At 39.3% G+C, this 18801-nt stretch carries 16 protein-coding genes; 12 read left to right on the forward strand and 4 right to left on the reverse strand.

The annotated features are described in order from the left end of the window. Window positions 1–13 precede the first annotated feature (13 nt). Together ABZ559_RS03615 and ABZ559_RS03620 are read left to right on the forward strand one after the other, a co-directional pair. Entirely contained in the window at window positions 14–1120 is a 1107-nt protein-coding gene (locus tag ABZ559_RS03615; RefSeq protein ID WP_273414931.1) for a prephenate dehydrogenase, read from the forward strand. 11 nt (window positions 1121–1131) lie between these two features. Further along, window positions 1132–1470 carry a YlbF/YmcA family competence regulator gene (locus tag ABZ559_RS03620; RefSeq protein ID WP_273414929.1) on the forward strand — a complete coding sequence of 113 codons (339 nt, stop codon included), beginning with the start codon at window positions 1132–1134 and terminating at the stop codon, window positions 1468–1470. A 97-nt stretch (window positions 1471–1567) separates the two neighbouring features. Here ABZ559_RS03620 and ABZ559_RS03625 read toward each other — a convergent pair whose 3' ends face one another. From ABZ559_RS03625 to ABZ559_RS03635, 3 genes are read right to left on the reverse strand one after another with little or no spacing between them, the layout of a single operon-like run. Beyond that, window positions 1568–2380: a TIGR03943 family protein gene (locus tag ABZ559_RS03625; RefSeq protein WP_367007263.1), complete on the reverse strand. Its 813-nt coding sequence runs from the start codon at window positions 2378–2380 to the stop codon at window positions 1568–1570. Beyond that, entirely contained in the window at window positions 2381–3283 is a 903-nt protein-coding gene (locus ABZ559_RS03630) for a permease (protein ID WP_367007264.1), read from the reverse strand. It lies immediately after the preceding gene. A gap of 3 nt (window positions 3284–3286) precedes the next feature. Beyond that, window positions 3287–3421 (reverse strand): SPJ_0845 family protein, encoded by a 135-nt coding sequence (locus tag ABZ559_RS03635; RefSeq protein WP_367007265.1) that lies wholly within the window; start codon window positions 3419–3421, stop codon window positions 3287–3289. Between the two features lie 355 nt (window positions 3422–3776). Between ABZ559_RS03635 and ABZ559_RS03640 the strand changes: the two genes are divergently transcribed. Then, window positions 3777–4823: an LLM class flavin-dependent oxidoreductase gene (locus tag ABZ559_RS03640; protein ID WP_367007266.1), complete on the forward strand. Its 1047-nt coding sequence runs from the start codon at window positions 3777–3779 to the stop codon at window positions 4821–4823. A gap of 352 nt (window positions 4824–5175) precedes the next feature. Here ABZ559_RS03640 and ABZ559_RS03645 read toward each other — a convergent pair whose 3' ends face one another. Continuing rightward, window positions 5176–6819, reverse strand: a complete 1644-nt coding sequence (locus ABZ559_RS03645) for a phosphoenolpyruvate carboxykinase (ATP) (RefSeq protein WP_277290801.1) — start codon at window positions 6817–6819, stop codon at window positions 5176–5178. 349 nt (window positions 6820–7168) lie between these two features. Here ABZ559_RS03645 and metE point away from each other — a divergent pair, with 349 nt between their 5' ends. From metE to ABZ559_RS03690, 9 genes are all read left to right on the forward strand, one after another. Further along, entirely contained in the window at window positions 7169–9409 is a 2241-nt protein-coding gene (metE, locus tag ABZ559_RS03650; RefSeq protein ID WP_018375088.1) for a 5-methyltetrahydropteroyltriglutamate--homocysteine S-methyltransferase, read from the forward strand. Window positions 9410–9439: 30 nt separating this feature from the next. After that, on the forward strand, window positions 9440–11308 hold the full coding sequence (locus tag ABZ559_RS03655; RefSeq protein ID WP_367007267.1) for a bifunctional homocysteine S-methyltransferase/methylenetetrahydrofolate reductase: 1869 nt from the start codon (window positions 9440–9442) through the stop codon (window positions 11306–11308). A 507-nt stretch (window positions 11309–11815) separates the two neighbouring features. Continuing rightward, window positions 11816–12451 (forward strand): glucosaminidase domain-containing protein, encoded by a 636-nt coding sequence (locus tag ABZ559_RS03660; protein ID WP_367007620.1) that lies wholly within the window; start codon window positions 11816–11818, stop codon window positions 12449–12451. Window positions 12452–12502: 51 nt separating this feature from the next. Continuing rightward, window positions 12503–13024, forward strand: coding sequence for a hypothetical protein (locus ABZ559_RS03665; protein WP_367007268.1), 522 nt, complete (start codon window positions 12503–12505; stop codon window positions 13022–13024). A 63-nt stretch (window positions 13025–13087) separates the two neighbouring features. After that, on the forward strand, window positions 13088–13468 hold the full coding sequence (locus tag ABZ559_RS03670; protein ID WP_018375092.1) for a DUF1149 family protein: 381 nt from the start codon (window positions 13088–13090) through the stop codon (window positions 13466–13468). Beyond that, on the forward strand, window positions 13468–14316 hold the full coding sequence (locus ABZ559_RS03675) for a DegV family protein (protein WP_018375093.1): 849 nt from the start codon (window positions 13468–13470) through the stop codon (window positions 14314–14316). The genes ABZ559_RS03670 and ABZ559_RS03675 overlap by 1 nt, the downstream gene beginning before the upstream one ends. 26 nt (window positions 14317–14342) lie before the next feature. Continuing rightward, entirely contained in the window at window positions 14343–15110 is a 768-nt protein-coding gene (gene dapB, locus ABZ559_RS03680; RefSeq protein WP_273414910.1) for a 4-hydroxy-tetrahydrodipicolinate reductase, read from the forward strand. After that, the gene (locus ABZ559_RS03685) at window positions 15107–16318 is read left to right on the forward strand and encodes a CCA tRNA nucleotidyltransferase (RefSeq protein ID WP_367007269.1); all 1212 of its coding nucleotides are present in this window, start codon (window positions 15107–15109) and stop codon (window positions 16316–16318) included. The genes dapB and ABZ559_RS03685 overlap by 4 nt, the downstream gene beginning before the upstream one ends. Window positions 16319–16697: 379 nt before the next feature. Next, entirely contained in the window at window positions 16698–18566 is a 1869-nt protein-coding gene (locus ABZ559_RS03690) for an ABC-F family ATP-binding cassette domain-containing protein (protein WP_367007270.1), read from the forward strand. Window positions 18567–18801 lie beyond the last annotated feature (235 nt).

The raw sequence follows: 18801 nt of genomic DNA on the forward strand, positions 1-18801 counted from the left end.
GATTGGAGTGAAGATGGAAGAAAAAATTATCTATATTGCTGGTCTGGGCTTGATTGGTGGTTCAATTGCTCTTGGCATTAAGCGAGATCACCCAAATTATAAAATTCTAGGCTATAATCGTTCTGATAAGTCACGTGAAATTGCTTTGGAACGTGGAATTGTTGATCAGGCGACAAATAATTTTAAGGAATTTGCCCCATTAGCAGATGTCATTATCTTAGCAGTTCCGATCAAACAGACAATTGATTTCATGAAAATCTTGGCTGACCTGGACCTAAAGGACGATGTTATCATTACTGATGCAGGTTCTACCAAAATGAAAATTGTAGAAGCTGCGGAGAAGTATTTATCATCTAAAAAAATTCAGTTTGTTGGCTCTCATCCAATGGCTGGTTCGCACAAGACGGGAGCTATCGCGGCAGATGTTAATTTGTTTGAAAATGCCTATTATATCTTTACTCCATCTACTTTGACAGATGATGCTACTATTTCTGAACTTGAAGCTCTTTTGTCAGGTCTCCATGCCCGTTTTATCCAGATTGATGCAGCAGAGCATGACCGTGTGACCAGTCAGATTTCACATTTTCCCCATATCTTATCAGCCAGTCTCATGGAACAGGCAGGTGATTATGGCAACCAACACGAGATGACAAAACGGTTTGCAGCAGGTGGTTTTAGAGATATGACTCGGATTGCTGAAAGTGAGCCTGGCATGTGGACTAGTATTCTGTTAAGTAACAGAGAAGCCGTCTTAAATCGGATTTCTGATTTTAAAGAACGGTTAGACACTGTTGCTCAGCTAATTTTGGAAAACGATGAAGAGGGCATTTGGCACTATTTTGACAAGGCTCGTCAGACCCGTAAAGAAATGGAAATCCACAAACGTGGTGGTGTTGATAGTAGTTATGACCTTTTTGTAGATGTTCCAGATGAAGAAGATGTTATCTTGCGTATTTTGGAACTACTACGTGGCACCTCATTGGTAAATATTCATATCAATGAAGAAAATCGAGAAGATATCTTTGGTATTTTACAAATTTCGTTCAAGAATGCTAAGGATTTGCAAAGGGCTGAAAGACTAATCAGCCAACACACAGATTATAAAGTTACTATTAAATAAGGAGTTAATCAATGGCCAATATTTATGATTTAGCAAATGAATTAGAACGCGGTATTCGTGCACTTCCGGAGTATCAGACGGTTGTGGATAACAAAGCGAAAATTGATGCGGATCCAGAGGCAAAGGCACTTTTTGAAGAATTTTCAGCTTTCCAAGAAAGTTTATACGCTAAAATGCAATCTGGTCAGATGCCTAGTGAGGAAGACCAGCTAGCTATCCAGGGTATGGGTGTTAAAGTGGAATCTAATCCAACTTTGAAAGCCTATGTTGATGCGCAACAAGCTTTGTCAGTTTACCTAGCAGACATTGAAAAGATTGTTTTTTCACCTTTGAGAGATTTAAATGATTAAAATTTTAAGCCTCTTGTCTGACAGATTATCCTAAAAAAAAACGAATGTTTGATTTGAAGTGTATGCTTCTAAATCAAGCGCTCGTTTTTATTTTGACTCAGAAAACACGATAAACGTAAGGATTGTCTGGTTTCTGAGTGTTGTTAATTTGTTTGATTTGTAGTACGGGGAGGGTTTGTTGTAAACTTTGGTTGTATTCAAGTTTGAGAGTTCCTGTAACAGTCAGCCATGTATTGTCAGAAAAGTGTTGATCGCTTCCAGTGGTTAACAAACCATAAACGCCTGAGTCGGCAATACAGTGAATGATGCCAAATCGAAATAAAAATTGATAACTAGAATTACCAGGTTCGTTGTAAACAAAGCCTGTGTATTGAATATCACGATCCATAAATTCATCGGGATAAAGGTAAATCAGTTCCATGATTTCCATGTAGTTTTCAGTGGTAATCACCAGTTTATCACTTCCCTTATACTTTTGCAGTTCTTTTTTCATTTCACGCTCGTAAGCAGAAGAAGTGAAATAAAGGCTGGTATCAGGTTTCAAATATTGTACCCGCGTACCGTCTTCACTAACGGTACCTGAAGAACCTGCAGCAAGTGGGAAATTGTAACCTTTGGCAGATACGGTTGTTGAATCTAGGCTGACAGTTGGAACAAGAAGCCCTACTAAAACAGGGAATAATAAAATGATGGGGCTAGTTAGCTTTGCAATTTTTCCTGTTAAATGGGTGTGAAGTTTCATATTCTTCATCCAAACGATAAGTTGGACAATTGCCAAAATAAAGGATAAGACCATGGAAATATAGGATAAGTAGGAATAATGCACGTTGATGTAACGATCTAGCTTTCCAGAAAGCTGTAAATACATAGATAGCTCAAAGTAACCTGCTAAAATAAGAAAACGCATCATCTACATCACCCCCATAAACAGACAATATAGGACAATTATAATCGAGGAAACGGAAATAAATTGGACGATAAAGCGTGCTTTGAAAGATTTCACCATCATCATGAGATTTTTAATATCAACCATGGGACCAATCAGCAGAAAAGCCAAAACAGGTGCTATTCCAAAACTTGATAGGAGTGAAGCACCGATGAAGGCATCAGCCTCACTACAAAGAGATAAAATAAAGGCGAGCAACATCATGATTAAGATAGCTGTGATAGGATTGTGCCCAATTGTAGTCAAAATACGAGTAGGTAGGTAGATTTGCATGGCAGAGGCTAATAAAGTTCCAAAAACGAGATAACGTCCAGTATCAAAAACTTCATCGATGGCATGAGCAAATGCAAGGAATAGCTTTTTAGTCCATTTTTCTTTGGAATAGTCATGAAAATGTGTTGGTTGAGCATTTTCCTTGAGAATATTATCGTCAACAACGAAAGCGAGCATAATTCCTAACGTAATGGCAACTAAAATCGCTCCCAACAAACGCAACATAAGAAAACGAAGCGAATTTCCAAAAGCTGAGTAGGTCGCAAATAGCACAATAGGATTGATAATGGGTGCGGTCGCTAAGAAAGGTATTGCGGTATAGCTAGGTACCTTTTTCTCCAAAAAGCGATTGATGATGGGAACAATGCCACATTCACAGGATGGAAATATAAAACCAATAAGGGTTCCAAAAAGGATACGCAGAAATTTGTTTTTAGGGAGAAACTTTTGAACAAGATCTGGCGTAACATAAACTTCAATAAATCCTGATAAAATCGCTCCTAACAGGACAAAGGGTAAAGCTTCAATGATGATTGAAATAAAAATAGCCATCCACTGCAGTACACTGTCTGGCAAATTACTGAGCATACCCATAAGCTACTTAATCTCTTTCTTTTTAGGATTTTTCTTTTTGTCGTCTTCTGGGTCAGCTGCTATTTTTGGTTCTGGAACTTTTGCAAAATTTGCAAACATGCTTTCCAAGTCATCCTGACGTTTGTGAGTGATAGCCATAAAGATACCTTCTTTCTATAAATAATCTCTTTCTATTATACTATCAATTCCTAAAAAAAGGGAAATGAAGTCGGGAATTTTGCAAATAGCGGGGCTGAAAGGCTTTGAATTATCAAACTCAATCGCTGTTGCCTTGATTTGATGAGCGCTCGGCTCCAAAGACTATTGGTTAGAAAACTAGAAAGTAATAGAGTTCTATCTACATTTCGTTGATACAAAGAACGCTTACTTTATTTTTGACCTTCCAAAGTCTCTCTACAGGCTTTTGTATGATAGGCTGAGACAATGAGCATAGGAATTGATTTTATCACTAATTAGTGATAAAATCAAAACAGAAAATCAGAGGAGAATAATTATGGCAATTGAACTTGGTATCACAACGTTTGGAGAAACGACAAAACTAGAAAAGACTGGGCAAGTCATTCCACACGATCAACGAATTCGTGAATTGGTGGAAGAAATTGAATTAGCTGATCAAGTTGGCTTAGATATTTATGGCATCGGTGAACATCATCGAGAAGACTTTGCTGTGTCGGCACCGGAAATTGTTTTAGCAGCTGGAGCGGCTCGCACCAAAAGTATCCGCTTGTCATCTGCTGTCACCATCATTTCTTCAATTGATCCAATTCGTGTCTATCAACAGTATGCGACAATTGATGCTATTTCAAATGGTAGAGCCGAGATTATGGCAGGACGTGGTTCCTTCACTGAATCATTTCCGCTTTTTGGTTACAACTTAACAGACTACGACGAACTTTTTAATGAGAAATTGGATATGTTGTTAACCATCAAAGAAGAGACCACTCTAAAATGGAAAGGAGAGCATACTCAAACTGTCCACAACCGTCCGGTTTACCCACGCGCAGTTCAGGAAGATTTTCCTATTTGGGTAGCCACGGGTGGGAACCTTGACTCAACTGTGCGAATTGCGGAACAAGGACTACCAATCGTTTATGCAACAATTGGTGGAAATCCCAAAGCATTTCGTCAGTTAGTTCGAATTTATAAGGAAATCGGCAGTCGTCACGGTCATGCACCTGAACAACTCAAGGTGGCAGCACATTCTTGGGGGTGGATTGAAGAAGATCACCAGTCGGCTATTGATCACTATTTTTATCCAACAAAACAGACAGTGGATAATATTGCTAAAGACCGTCCTCACTGGATAGAAATGACAAAAGAACAGTACCTTGCCTCAGTTGGTCCAGACGGTGCTATCTTTGTTGGTGATCCAGAGCATGTAGCCGCTAAGATTATTAAGATTATTGAAGATTTGCAACTAGACCGTTTTATGCTCCATCTACCAATCGGGTCTATGCCTCATGAGGATGTTCTTAAAGCTATTAAACTTTATGGTGAAAAGGTTGCACCAATTGTTCGTAATCATTTTAAAAAGAAATAGGTTGTTGGTCTCAGAACACTAGTGTCAGAGGGAAATCAGATATATTTGTGTCCATGTTCTGCGACAATAAAATCAGACTTTGCTGCCTAGATTTGCTTCTCGCTATCTGCATTATCTAATCTAAACACCTGTATTCACAAGTGAAGTGCTTATAGATAAGAGATAGTTCTTTGAGAGAATACTGACTGTATTTTGAAAAAAACTAACGAGGAGTAGCTCAAAAACTAGCCTTAGATGGAAATGCTGAGCTGTGAATACAGGTTCTAACTTTAACTTTCAAAAAAACTGTAGCTAAAAAAGCGTTTAGAAGTCATTTGAGGTGGTTTCTGAACGCTTTTTATACATATTGGAATTAGAGGAGGCTATTAAGTAATGCTTCTAGGCGTGAAATGGCTTCAACGGGGAGAGCTTCTCGTGGATGGTTGCGGTTAAATTCCAATAGAAAATTCAGACGTATTTGGATGCGTTCGCGCAGCAATTGCTTATAAGCAGTATCAAATGGATGAACTGGGTATTGAGTAAGCGCTAAATACTTGAGTCCATCAACAGGACCAAACGGTTGGAAATCGGCTTTTCCATCAACAATCAGTTCGATAATTTCCAAGGACACTTCCTTTGGAATAGATTTTCCCATGTAATAGCCAGTATTGATAATGTAGCAATCTACTCCAGATTTGAATAAGGAGTAAAATTTTTGATAGTCTTCAACTAAAGGATAGATTCTAAAAGGGTTAGCATAGGGTTCAATAACCAAACTTTCTCGGCTATCTTTGGTATTTTCGGCACTAGATCGTTTAGTCATTAAGGTGCAACCCATCGTTGAGGCGATGCGAGGATCGTCAATCTTGATGAGAGGTGGTAGTGAGTCGTCTTTCATAATCCAAAAGATAGCACTGATTGCATCATCAATACGGTCGAGGCGATTTGGGGTGGAAAAGCGAGATTTTACAGTTCTACCGTTTCCATTTCGAATATCTTCGGTGACGAGTTTTTTTCGACCATCTTTGTCAAGGGTAACACCGCAATTTTGAACAGTCACAAAAAAATCTTGTTCAGGGTGACCTGTGGGATAGTCATTGGTTTTGTCAAAGTAGGATGGTTCCAAAGCAATAGAAGAGCCATCTGCTTGGGAAATGATAAAAGCATCATCATGCAAGACTTTGATATCATATTTCCCATGATGTTTGGCATGAGTTAAGGTTGATTTGCCGGAACCCGATAAACCAAAAAATGAAGCTACATAACTATTCTGATCGTGTTTTGACTTGAAGATTTTCAAACCTCCGTGGCAAGCGACATACCCATTTCTTGCCGCTGTTCCCCAAGCCAGGGTGAGTGTAGCTTTTTTTAATTCTCCAAAGTAATTAAGTCCTAAAATAATGACACAGTTGTGCTGTGTGTCGAAATAGGCTAGCCCATCGGGATAGTCTGGATGAGTCCATTTGGGGTCGAAAAAGACGAAAATATCGTTTTCTTCGTACTTCTTTGAGATACGAAGTCGATTTTTGAACTCTTCATCTAAAATTTGAAAGTTTAAAAGCCAAGAATAGAGATTATTGGCTTCTTCTTCGGGAACCATAAGGTGTGCAGTTATCATGAACTCTTCATCCAAGCCGACAACAGCTGCAGCTTTGTAGAATTGGCGACGATGGGATTGGTAAACAGCGCTCCTGACAAGAGATAGCAGCTTTTCGTCTTCCACACTATCCTGACCATAGATTCTTCTAGCTTTGGCTGTACGTCCAACGATAGCACCAGAGTTGGTTAAAAGCACTCGCGCATAGGAAGGGAGTCCTAATTCTTTAGTATGAATAACGGGCATGTCTAAAACGACTGTCCCAAAAGTAGTTGATGCTAATTGGTAAGCTTCCTCTAAAGTTTTTATAGGACGAACCTGATTTTCATAAAATGCTGTCTCTATGATTGTTTTCAAGGGTGAGAAATAAACGGAGCCTTTCCGCATTTCTTCAGGCGTAAAGTGATATCTTGTTACCATGATGCTGTCCTCCTTATTTCATGTAAAATGGTTTACAAAACATTATCAACGCTTTTGCAAACGATTACAATCTCATTTTATCACAATTTTAACATTTTCACTAACAAAAAATGAAATTGATTTACTTTTTCAAAAATTTGATGTGAAGAGGAAAGTTAAAATTTGAAAACAAGAATGGGATATAGGTAAAAACTATAATTCGGTCTAAGTGTATAAGAAAAAACTATACCACAGCATAAAAAGTTAGAATAGGTAAAAGTATTGAAAATAAAGGAAAAATCAGATAAAATTTTAGACACAAAAACAAACTAGATATAGTTTTAAACTAATGGTGATATAGGAGGCAACTATGGTTAAGATTTCAAGTTTGGGATATCCCAGATTAGGTGAACAACGCGAATGGAAAAAGCTGATTGAGGCGTATTGGGCAGGAAATATTTCTCAAGAAGATTTAGAAAAACAAGCTAAAGTACTTCGCTTGACATTTTTAAATAAGCAATTGCAAGCGGGATTGGATTTAATTCCGGTCGGTGATTTTTCACTTTATGATCACATCTTGGACTTGTCAGTACAGTTTGGCATTATTCCTAAACGATTTGCTAAAGAAGAAGTAAATTTGGATCTGTATTTTTCTATTGCGCGTGGGAACAAGGACAATGTTGCCTCATCAATGAAAAAATGGTTCAATACAAATTATCACTACATTGTTCCAGAATGGTCAAAAATTAAACCCAAATTGACGAATACGCGTTTACTGGATTTGTATCTTGAAGCTCGTGAGGTTGTCGGTGACAAGGCAAAACCAGTCATTACTGGACCAGTTACCTATGTTGCCCTTTCTTCAGAAGTCGAAGATTTCACAGCAGCAGTAAAAAGCCTTTTGCCTCTTTACAAACAAATCTTTAAAGAATTGGTTGACGCAGGAGCAACTTACATTCAAGTAGATGAACCAATCTTCGTGACAGATGAGGGCGCTGATTTACTTGAAGCTGCAAAATTTGTTTACACTTATTTTGCTAAAGAGATTCCAGAAGCAAAACTTATTTTCCAAACCTATTTTGAGGCTCTTATTGACTCGGAAAAACTGGCAAAGCTTCCTGTGGCTGCCTTTGGTTTAGACTTTGTTCATGGTTTGGATGAAAACCTAGCTGCTGTGCAAGATGGGCTTTTTGCTGGAAAAGTTATTTTTGCAGGTCTTGTCGATGGTCGTAATGTTTGGGCTGCTGATTTTAACAGGACATCAAGTCTCCTTAAAACGATTGCTGACAATGTTGCAGAAGTAGTCGTTCAGCCATCATGTTCACTGTTGCACGTTCCGGTAACAACGAAAAATGAAACAGACTTAGATCCTGTTCTTAAAAAGGGGCTATCTTTCGCTGATGAAAAATTAGTAGAGATTAAACTCTTAGCTGAAAAATTTGATGGTGTTGAAAATCCAGCTTATGCTGAGCACGTCGCTGATTTTGATGCCTTACAAGCGGCAGATTTCCGTAACGTTGAATTAGAAAATCTCGCTCAAGTACCTACCCAACGTCCACACGATTATAAGATTCGTCGTCAAATTCAGCAAGAACGTCTTCATTTGCCAATTTTACCAACAACAACAATTGGTTCTTTCCCGCAATCACCTGAAATTCGTCGGACACGTTTGGCTTGGAAACGCGGGGATATTTCAAACGAAGCCTATAAAGAATTTATCAATTCAGAAATTGCTCGCTGGATTAAAATTCAGGAAGATTTGGATATTGACGTTTTGGTTCATGGTGAATTTGAGCGTGTGGACATGGTAGAGTTCTTTGGTCAAAAATTGGCTGGTTTTACCACTACCAAATTGGGTTGGGTTCAATCTTATGGTTCTCGTGCTGTTAAACCACCAATCATTTACGGTGATGTGAAGCACATTCAACCACTAACAGTTGCTGAGACAGTTTATGCACAAAGTTTGACTGACCGCCCTGTTAAAGGAATGCTAACTGGGCCTATTACGATTACTAACTGGTCTTTCGAACGTACGGATATTCCGCGTAGCCAATTATTCAATCAAATCGGTCTGGCTATCAAAGATGAGATTAAATTACTAGAAGATGAGGGCATTGCTATTATACAAGTAGATGAAGCTGCCCTTCGTGAAGGCTTGCCATTACGTAAGGCAAAGCAAAAAGCTTACTTAGATGATGCTGTTCAGGCTTTCCGTATTGCAACGTCGTCTGTCAAAGACGAAACTCAAATTCATACGCACATGTGCTATTCAAAATTTGATGAAATCATTGATTCAATTCGTGACTTGGATGCCGATGTCATTTCAATCGAAACAAGCCGTAGCCATGGTGACATTATTGAATCCTTTGAGACAGCTGTTTATCCTTTGGGAATTGGTTTGGGTGTTTATGATATTCATTCACCTCGTGTACCTACCAAAGAAGAAGTTAAGGCCAACATTGAACGTCCACTTCACCAGTTATCTTTGGAACAATTCTGGGTCAATCCAGACTGTGGACTCAAAACACGTCGCGAACCTGAGACACTTGCAGCATTGGAAATCTTGGTTGCAGCTACCAAAGAGGTTCGTGCAAAATATGGAAAAGCCTAGTGTTAAGATAGGTAAAAATAGGGAGGGGTTATGTCAAAATTATTAGACCGTTTAAAATCTGAAATTTTGGTGGCTGATGGAGCCATGGGAACCCTACTTTATGCCAATGGACTGGATAATTGCTATGAAGCTTATAATCTAACGCATCCTGAAGAAATTCTCCGTATTCATCGTGCTTATATTGAGGCAGGTGCGGATATCATTCAGACCAATACCTATGCAGCTAAACGTCATCGTCTAAAAGTATATGGCTATGAAGACGAGGTTAAGCGAGTTAATCAAGCTGGTGTTAAACTTGCTCGGGAAGCAGCCGGTCCAAATACTTTTGTACTAGGAACTGTAGGGGCTTCTCGTGGCCTGAAGCAGTGTCCTTTAAGTTTAGAAGAAATCGTTGACCAAACCGTTGAGCAAGTGACTTATTTGACGGAGTCTGGACAGTTAGACGGTTTACTTTTTGAAACTTATTATGATTTAGACGAACTTGTAGCAGTCCTTAGAGCTGTCAGACCATTAACAAAACTCCCCATCATTACTAATATTGCTTTACACGAAGCTGAGGTGACAGAAAGTGGGAAACCCTTAGTTGAAGTTTTTAGCCAGCTTGTAATGCTCGGTGCAGATATTGTTGGTTTAAATTGTCATTTGGGTCCCTATCACATGATTAAGTCACTTAAGCAAGTGCCACTATTTGCTCAATCTTATTTATCTGTTTATCCAAATGCTAGTCTCTTAACTTTGGCACCAGATGAAACTTCGAAGCGATTTGGATTTAGTCAAAATGCCGATTATTTTGGTAAAAGTGCAGAGCTGTTAGTAGCGGAAGGTGCTAGAATTATCGGAGGGTGTTGCGGAACAACGCCAGATCATATTAGAGCTGTCAAACGTGCGATTAGAGGACTTAAGCCTGTGACACGAAAATTAGTGACACCGCTAGTTCCAGAAGCAGAGCTCATCGCCACCAGTAAAAAAAGCGATACATTAGTTGATAAAGTTAAGCGTGATATTACTGTCATCGCAGAGCTTGACCCTCCAAAAACACTGGATATTTCTAAATTTACAAAAGGGATCAAAGCTTTAGATCAAGTAGGATTAGCGGCTATTACTCTAGCTGATAATTCTTTGGCAAGAACTAGGATTTGTAACGTTAGTCTAGCCTCGTTGCTCAAAAATGATATCTCCACACCATTTGTGCTCCATTTGTCTTGTCGTGATTATAATCTTATCGGACTTCAGTCAAGATTATTAGGAATGGATATTTTGGGATTCGACCATATCCTAGCAGTGACAGGAGACCCTTCAAAAATGGGGGATTTTCCGGGCGCAACTAGCGTTTATGATGTTACGAGTTTTAAATTATTGGGCTTAATCAAGCAGTTAAATAAAGGCATGGGCTACAGTGGAGCAAGCTTAAAAAAGGCTACTAATTTTACTGTTGCCGCAGCCTTTAATCCCAATGTCAAAAATCTGCTTCGATGTGGACGTCTGGTAGAAAAAAAAATTGCTTCGGGAGCTGATTATTTTATTACGCAACCTATTTTTAATGGTGACACCATAGATACCTTGGCTCAGTTGACGAAAAACTATGAACAGCCATTTTTTATCGGAATTATGCCAATTACTAGCTATAACAATGCCATCTTTTTGCATAATGAGGTTCCAGGGATTGAGTTATCAGAAGACTTTTTATCACGTTTGGAAGAGGTTAAAGATGATAAAGCTGCTTGTGAACAGATTGGTTTAGAAGAAAGTAAGCGACTTATCGATCGTGCTTTACAATATTATAATGGCATTTATCTGATTACGCCATTTTTACGCTATGATTTAACAGTTGAATTGGCTGAATATATCAAAGAAAAACGTTCAGCCATAAATGGGCAACTTAAGACCGTAAGTCTCTAATGTTAAAAAATGAAATATAGCAAATCCAAAAAAGAGCTGGGAACAAAAGTTTCCAGCTCTTTTGGTGTACTGTTCTAAGACTTTCAGCATGTTATACTCTTCGAAAATCAAAATTATCCGTTGTCAACTTGCCTTGATGAACTCAAGTTCTATCGTCGGCTTCGTTTCCTAGACTACTTTTGATTTTCATTGAGTATTATACCGTTCCAAAATCAAACTCAGATGTTGTTGGCTTGACTTGATAAATGTCAGCTCTATCTGCCTCGCCCAGTTTAATTTTTGGAGAGTATTGGTAGGGATAGAATTTCCTTCTACTATAATATTCAGTACTATTTATTTATGAATGTACAGCAATTATGATTGTTTGTCTTATTTTCATTATTTTTTAAACTTTATCCTCTAATATCGTCTGCAGTTAGTAGCTTTGTCATTTCTTTCAAGCATTTTTAGAGTATTTTTGCTATACTGATAGTCAAAATGATGATGTTAATTCGAAAGAAGGTGATAGTGGTGGCAAAAAGGCGAAAAATCATTCACAGAAAGTCATATCGTTATCGAAACAAATCGGTTCCACAATGGATGCTAGTGACCATGCTTATTATTGCAGCTATGGGGATTTTATTTGGATTCTTTCGTCAGGGAGGAGCAGAGACAACTCAATTAACTGCTGCAGAAAATACCGAAACAATGACAACACCTGAATTTATTTCAAGCATAGCTGAGACAGCTAGACAAGTGGCTAAGGCTAATGATTTATACGCTTCAGTAATGATTGCGCAAGCTATTTTGGAGTCAAGTAATGGTCAGTCCGCTCTTAGTCAAGCACCTTATTACAATTATTTTGGCATCAAGGGTGACTACAATGGTCAGTCCGTGACTTTACCAACACTTGAAGATGATGGAACTGGGACGACTTACACGATTGATGCCCAGTTTCGTGCTTATGGCAGTCAATTAGAATCCTTGCAAGATTACGCCAATCTTTTACAAGGAGAATTATATCTAGGTGTTCGTAGGTCTAATACAACCTCTTACCAAGAAGCGACAGCGGCTTTGACAGGAACCTACGCCACAGACACGTCTTATAATATTAAACTAAATCACTTGATTGAAGAGTATGGGCTGACTATTTATGACAATTGAAAGCAAAGGATAAGCTAGGAAATACTTAGCTTTTTTGGTATAATGAAAAACATGAAAACATTAACAGAAATATATAGTCAACATGCCGAGATGCCCTATATTGCACCAAAATATGAGGCAGAACTTCTAAGAAAACCTATTCCCAAACGGAATATGCTTAGAACTTCTGAAGGTTTTTTGCCAGGACACATTATTATGCTTTGGCGTATTAATTTTGGAAGTTATACCACGCAGTCAATACATCATAAGTATTTTTACACCACTTATGGGATTGATGCACAAAAAGAACTTGATTGGTTAATTGAAGAAGGCTATGTCAAGGTTGATTCAGCTTTTGATTCACTTAAGCACCTATCTGCAGGGGTTCTTAAAGATTTTTTGAAGGCTAAAGGGGTGGCTAGTTTATCAAAAATGAAGCGTTCAGACTTAGACCAGGCAGTTGCAGCAAACTATACTGAGGAAGAATTGGGGCAACTTTTTGAACTGCGAGGCTACGCCATTTTACCAAAAGGTAAAGAAGTCTTGGAAGCGCACCCAGAGATTGTCGATAAGCACCCCCAGAAGTCTTATTAGTACCTTTGAAATCTCCATTCAATATGCTATAATAGTGCTAACTGTAAAAACGAGGAGAAACTCATGGAATTAGTACGTGAACAAGAATTTGTCAATCAATATCACTATGATGCCCGCAATTTGGAATGGGAGAAAGAAAATGGTACTCCAAAAACAAATTTTGAAGTAACTTTCCAATTGGTCAAAAAAGATCAGGAAGCTAAGGCAACTGTCATCGTTGCAGTTTTGCAATTTATGGTGGTTAAGGATGAGTTTGTGATTAGTGGCGTCGTTTCACAAATGATTACGATTAAAAACCGTATCGTGAACGAGCCTAGCGAGTTTACACAGCCTGAGGTTGAAGGTTTGGCAGCACCGCTTTTGGACATTGTTAAGCGCATGACTTATGAAGTGACTGAGATTGCTCTTGACCAGCCGGGAATTAATTTGGAGTTTAATAGTTAATGAAATTAGCAGTTATTACAGATACCACAGCAGTTCTATCAGAGGATTTAAAAAAGAACAAGGACTTGTTTGTGTTAAATATTCCGATTGCCATTGATGGCGTGTCTTACATTGAAGGTGAAAATCTGACTTTGGACGACTTTTACCGTAAGATGGCAGCCTCATCAGAATTACCCAAAACGAGTCAACCTAGTTTGGCAGAACTTGATGAATTGCTGACGCAGCTTTCAGCTGATGGCTATACACATGTCATTGGGCTCTTTTTGTCATCTGGTATTTCAGGTTTTTGGCAAAATATCCAATTTCTGATTGATGAATACCCTAACTTGTCAGTTGCCTTTCCAGATAGCAAGATTACGTCAGCTCCACTTGGAAGTATGATTAAGCATATTTTTAAATGGTTAGCACAGGGAAATTCTTTTGCTGACATTTTACAAAAATTAGCAATTCAGATTGAGGGAACTAGTGCCTTTATCATGGTTGATGATCTCAATCATCTGGTTAAGGGTGGTCGTTTATCAAATGGTTCTGCTTTATTGGGGAATTTACTGAGTATAAAGCCTATCTTGCACTTTGACGATGAGGGTAAGATTGTGGTTTACGAGAAGGTTCGAACTGAAAAAAAAGCTATCAAACGTTTAGTAGAAGTTTTGGAAGAATGTACTTCTGACCGAGACTATGAAGTTTATATTATTCATTCGCGTGCAGAAGATAAGGCACAACAATTTTATCAATTGCTTGAAAAATCAGGACATACTCAAAATCTTGAGATTGTAACGTTTGATGGTGTTATTGCAACTCACCTGGGTGCAGGTGCAGTGGCTTTTGGTTTCACACCAATTGTTTGATAAGTAAATAAAGAAAGGAAACACCTATGACAATTAAAGTTATTGTTGCAGGATTTAAAGGCCGTATGGGTTCAACAGCCGTGGATATGGTAAAAGGAGATAGCGAGTTAGAATTAGTCGCGCTCCTTGATCCTTTCGCTGCTGAAAAAGAAGTTAATGGAGTGCCTGTCTTCACGGATAAGACTGATTTGGTTGGTTTTGATGCTGATGTCTGGGTTGATTTTACGATGCCAGCTGTGGCTTATGAAAATACCCACTTTGCTTTGGAAAATGGCTTCGCTCCAGTGGTTGGAACAACTGGCTTTACCCCTGAGCAAATCAATGACTTGATTGGCTTGTCCGTTGACAAAAAACTAGGTGGTTTGATTGCGCCAAACTTTGCTATTGGAGCCATTTTACTCATGGAATTTGCAGCTAAGGCTAGTAAGTATTTCCCAGATGTAGAAATTATTGAACTGCACCATGATAAGAAAAAGGATGCGCCATCAGGTACGGCTATTAAGACAGCTGAGTTGATTAGTCAAGTTCGCGAGTCTAAAAAACAGGGAGCGGCTGACGAGACGGAGAGTCTTGCTGGTGCACGTGGTGCTGAGTTTGATGGGATGCGTATCCACAGTGTGCGTCTACCTGGCTTGGTTGCCCATCAAGAAGTTATTTTCGGTGCTCAGGGTGAAGGCTTGACGCTCCGCCATGATTCTTACGACCGTATTTCATTTATGAGTGGTGTCAATCTTGGAATAAAAGAAGTGGTCAAGCGTGATCAGCTTGTCTATGGTTTGGAAAAATTGCTATGAAATTAAACACTCTGCCTTCTGAATTTCAGAAGGCTTTGCCAGTCTTAGAGAAAATAAAAACAGCAGGTTACGAAGCTTACTTTGTTGGCGGCAGCGTTCGTGATGTCCTTTTAAAACGTCCTATTCATGACGTTGATATAGCTACTAGCTCATACCCAGAAGAGACCAAGAAAATTTTTCATCGCACGGTGGATATTGGCATTGAACATGGCACAGTTCTTGTTTTGGCAAACGGCGGCGAGTACGAAGTAACAACATTTAGGACAGAAGATGTCTATATTGACTATCGCCGTCCGAAGACAGTGTCTTTTGTGCGTTCACTAGATGAAGACCTTAAACGTCGTGATTTTACAGTTAATGCCTTCGCTTTGGATGAAACAGGACAAGTCATTGATAAATTCGGTGGTTTGGAAGACTTGGAGAAGAAACTTCTACGAGCAGTTGGAAATCCAGCTGAGCGTTTCAATGAAGATGCCTTGAGAATCATGCGTGGTTTCCGTTTTGCTGCTAGCCTTGACTTTACCATCGAGCCTCAAACTTTTTTAGCCATGAAAGAGCACGCCCCTTTACTTGAAAAAATTTCGGTTGAGCGGTCTTTCATTGAGTTCGATAAATTATTAACGGCTCCACACTGGAAAAAAGGTTTAACTGCATTTATGGATAGCAAAGCTTACGACTATCTGCCAGATTTGGCACATTCTTTGGAAAAATTGCAGAGCTTAAAAGCTACGATAGGTGACGATTATGTGTTTTCAACCTCTGAGCAGGCATGGGCGGCTCTGCTACTGGCTTTAAAAATCAAACAGCCAAAAGCTTTTCTAAAAAAATGGAAGACATCAACTCAATTTCAGCAGGATGTGGATTGGATTGTCTCAATTTTTCGCTTTCGGCTAACTGCTGATATGGATAAACCACAACTGTATCGTTATGGCAAAAATTTGGTATGTCAGGCTGAAGAACTTCGTCAGGCGCAAGGCTTATCAGTGGATTTTGAATTGATTAATAAGCTTGATGCAGACTTAACGATACGTGATAAGCGTGAAATAGTGGTTAACGGCGGTATGTTAATCAAGGAATTAGGCTTCGCTCCAGGCCCTCAGATGGGAGCAGTTCTCAAGGCAGTTGAAGAAGCCATCGTGCTTGGAAGTTTGGCTAATGAACGTGAAGCTATTTTTGAGTTTATAAAGGAAAATTTGCTCAAACAATGAAGGGAGTGGGAAAAACATCTAGGTTCGGGCTAAAATAGTCCACTGGACTATTTTACTCCCACCCCCGCACAGCTCCAAAGGTTCGGGGAACCTTTGGAGGTTGGAAATGAAGCGAACTCTGTTCGCATCAGTCGTAGAGGTCAGATTTGGAGTGTGAAACACGAATTGCTGAGATTTGCTTCGCAAACCTTATCTCCAACCTTTAACAGTCCACTGGACTGTTAAACCCAATCAACCACTGCGACGAAATATTGACACGAACTTTGAGAAGCGAGGCTGAACTTTTTGCTCAGTCTCGGGAAAGGTGAGTCGAGTTAGCCTGGCAAGTATTTGAGTTCCTAAGAATATGTGACTATTTAACTAATAGAAGTGAGTAACTATGTCTGATTTTATCGTTGAAAATTTAACAAAATCCGTTGGTGACAAGACAGTCTTTAAAGAGATTTCTTTCATTGTGCACGACCTTGACCGTATCGGAATAATCGGGGTTAATGGGACAGGGAAGACTACCCTATTGGATGTGATTTCGGGGAAATTGGGATTTGATGGAGATGTTTCACCTTTCTCATCTAAGAGCGGTTATAAGGTAGCTTATCTGACTCAAGAACCAGATTTTGAGGATGATAAGACAATCTTGGATACTGTTTTGTCGTCTGATTTGCGAGAAATGGCTCTGATTAAAGAATATGAAAGACTTATGTCTGATTATTCAGAAGCTAATCAAGGGCGTCTGGAGACGGTAATGGCAGAGATGGATGCTCTAGATGCTTGGACGATTGAAAGCGAAGTTAAGACTGTCCTGTCCAAGTTGGGAATTTCTGACCTGACTCAAAAAGTTGGAGAGTTGTCTGGTGGGTTACGGCGCCGCGTTCAGTTGGCTCAAGTGCTTTTAGGTGCTGCTGATTTAATTCTCTTAGATGAACCGACGAACCATTTGGATATCGAAACCATCACTTGGTTAACCAATTTTTTGAAGAATTCCAAAAAGACAGTTATTTTTATCACCCATGACCGCTACTTCTTGGATAATATTGCTACGCGTATCTTTGAGCTGGCTGATAGCCACCTAACAGAATATCAAGGTAATTACCAAGATTATGTTCGTCTTCGTGCTGAGCAAGACGAGCGCGATGCGGCTTCGCTTCATAAGAAAAAGCAACTCTACAAACAAGAGTTAGCATGGATGCGAACCCAACCTCAGGCCAGAGCTACCAAACAGCAGGCTCGAATTAATCGCTTTAAGGATCTTAAATCTGATTTATCTAGTATCACGAGTTCTGGTGAACTTGAAATCAATTTTGAAACGAGTCGTATTGGTAAAAAGGTTATTCATTTTGAAGATGTGGACTTTGCCTTTTCAGATAAAGCCATTCTGTCTCAATTTAACCTATTGGTTCAAAATAAGGATCGCATTGGCATTGTAGGAGATAACGGTGTCGGCAAATCAACTTTGCTCAATCTTATCAATGGAGACTTACACCCGACATCAGGTAAGTTGACGGTTGGCGAAACGGTGCGTATTGGCTATTTTTCTCAACAGATAAAGGATATGGACGAGAGCAAGCGAGTTATCAACTACCTGCAGGAGGTTGCTGATGAGGTGAAAACTACAGTTGGGACTACCAGTGTAACTGAGCTTTTGGAACAATTTCTTTTTCCTCGCTCAAGCCATGGCACTCAGATTGCCAAGTTGTCTGGTGGTGAGAAGAAGCGTCTCTACTTGCTGAAAATCCTCATTGAAAAACCAAACGTCCTCCTCTTGGATGAGCCAACCAATGATTTAGATATTGCAACCTTGACTGTTCTTGAAAACTTCTTGCAGAGTTTTGGGGGACCAGTCATTACAGTCAGTCACGACCGCTATTTCCTAGATAAGGTGGCTAATAAAATTCTGGCTTTTGAACAAGGGACTGTCCGTGAGTTTTTTGGTAATTATACTGACTATCTGGATGAACTGGCCTTTGAGAAAGAAAGCTCTGCTATGATCCAAAAGAAAGAAATGCCAAAGGTTGAAAAGGGAAAAGATGTTCGTAAACGCATGTCTTATTTTGAAAAGCAGGAGTGGGCGGTTATCGAGGAACAGATTGCAAGCCTCGAGGCTAAGATTGAGGAAATTGAGATGTGCATGCAAGAAAATGCTAGTGATTATGGTCAACTGGCAGGCCTTCAGCAAGACCTCGATGCAGCTAATGAGGAATTACTCGAAAAGTATGAGAGATATGAATATCTGAGTGAGTTGGAGGGATAGGTACCTCACATTTAAGCGGGTGTTATTTATACTGAATAAAATAGCCAGCGGCATGTCGTTAACAAGAAAATTTTTATTCTCGTTAAACACTGTCGCTTTGCTTGTCAAAAAATGAGCCAAGGAAGGCAACACCGGTTTTTCTTAAAATGATTAATTAGACCACGTGACACCGGTGCAGACAGAACCAAAGGTTATTTAAAACCAGTAAGCTACATCTGTATTTGATTGTTGAAGT

It is taken from the genome of Streptococcus sp. ZY19097, from assembly GCF_040731245.1.
GTDB classification, from domain to species: domain Bacteria; phylum Bacillota; class Bacilli; order Lactobacillales; family Streptococcaceae; genus Streptococcus; species Streptococcus orisratti.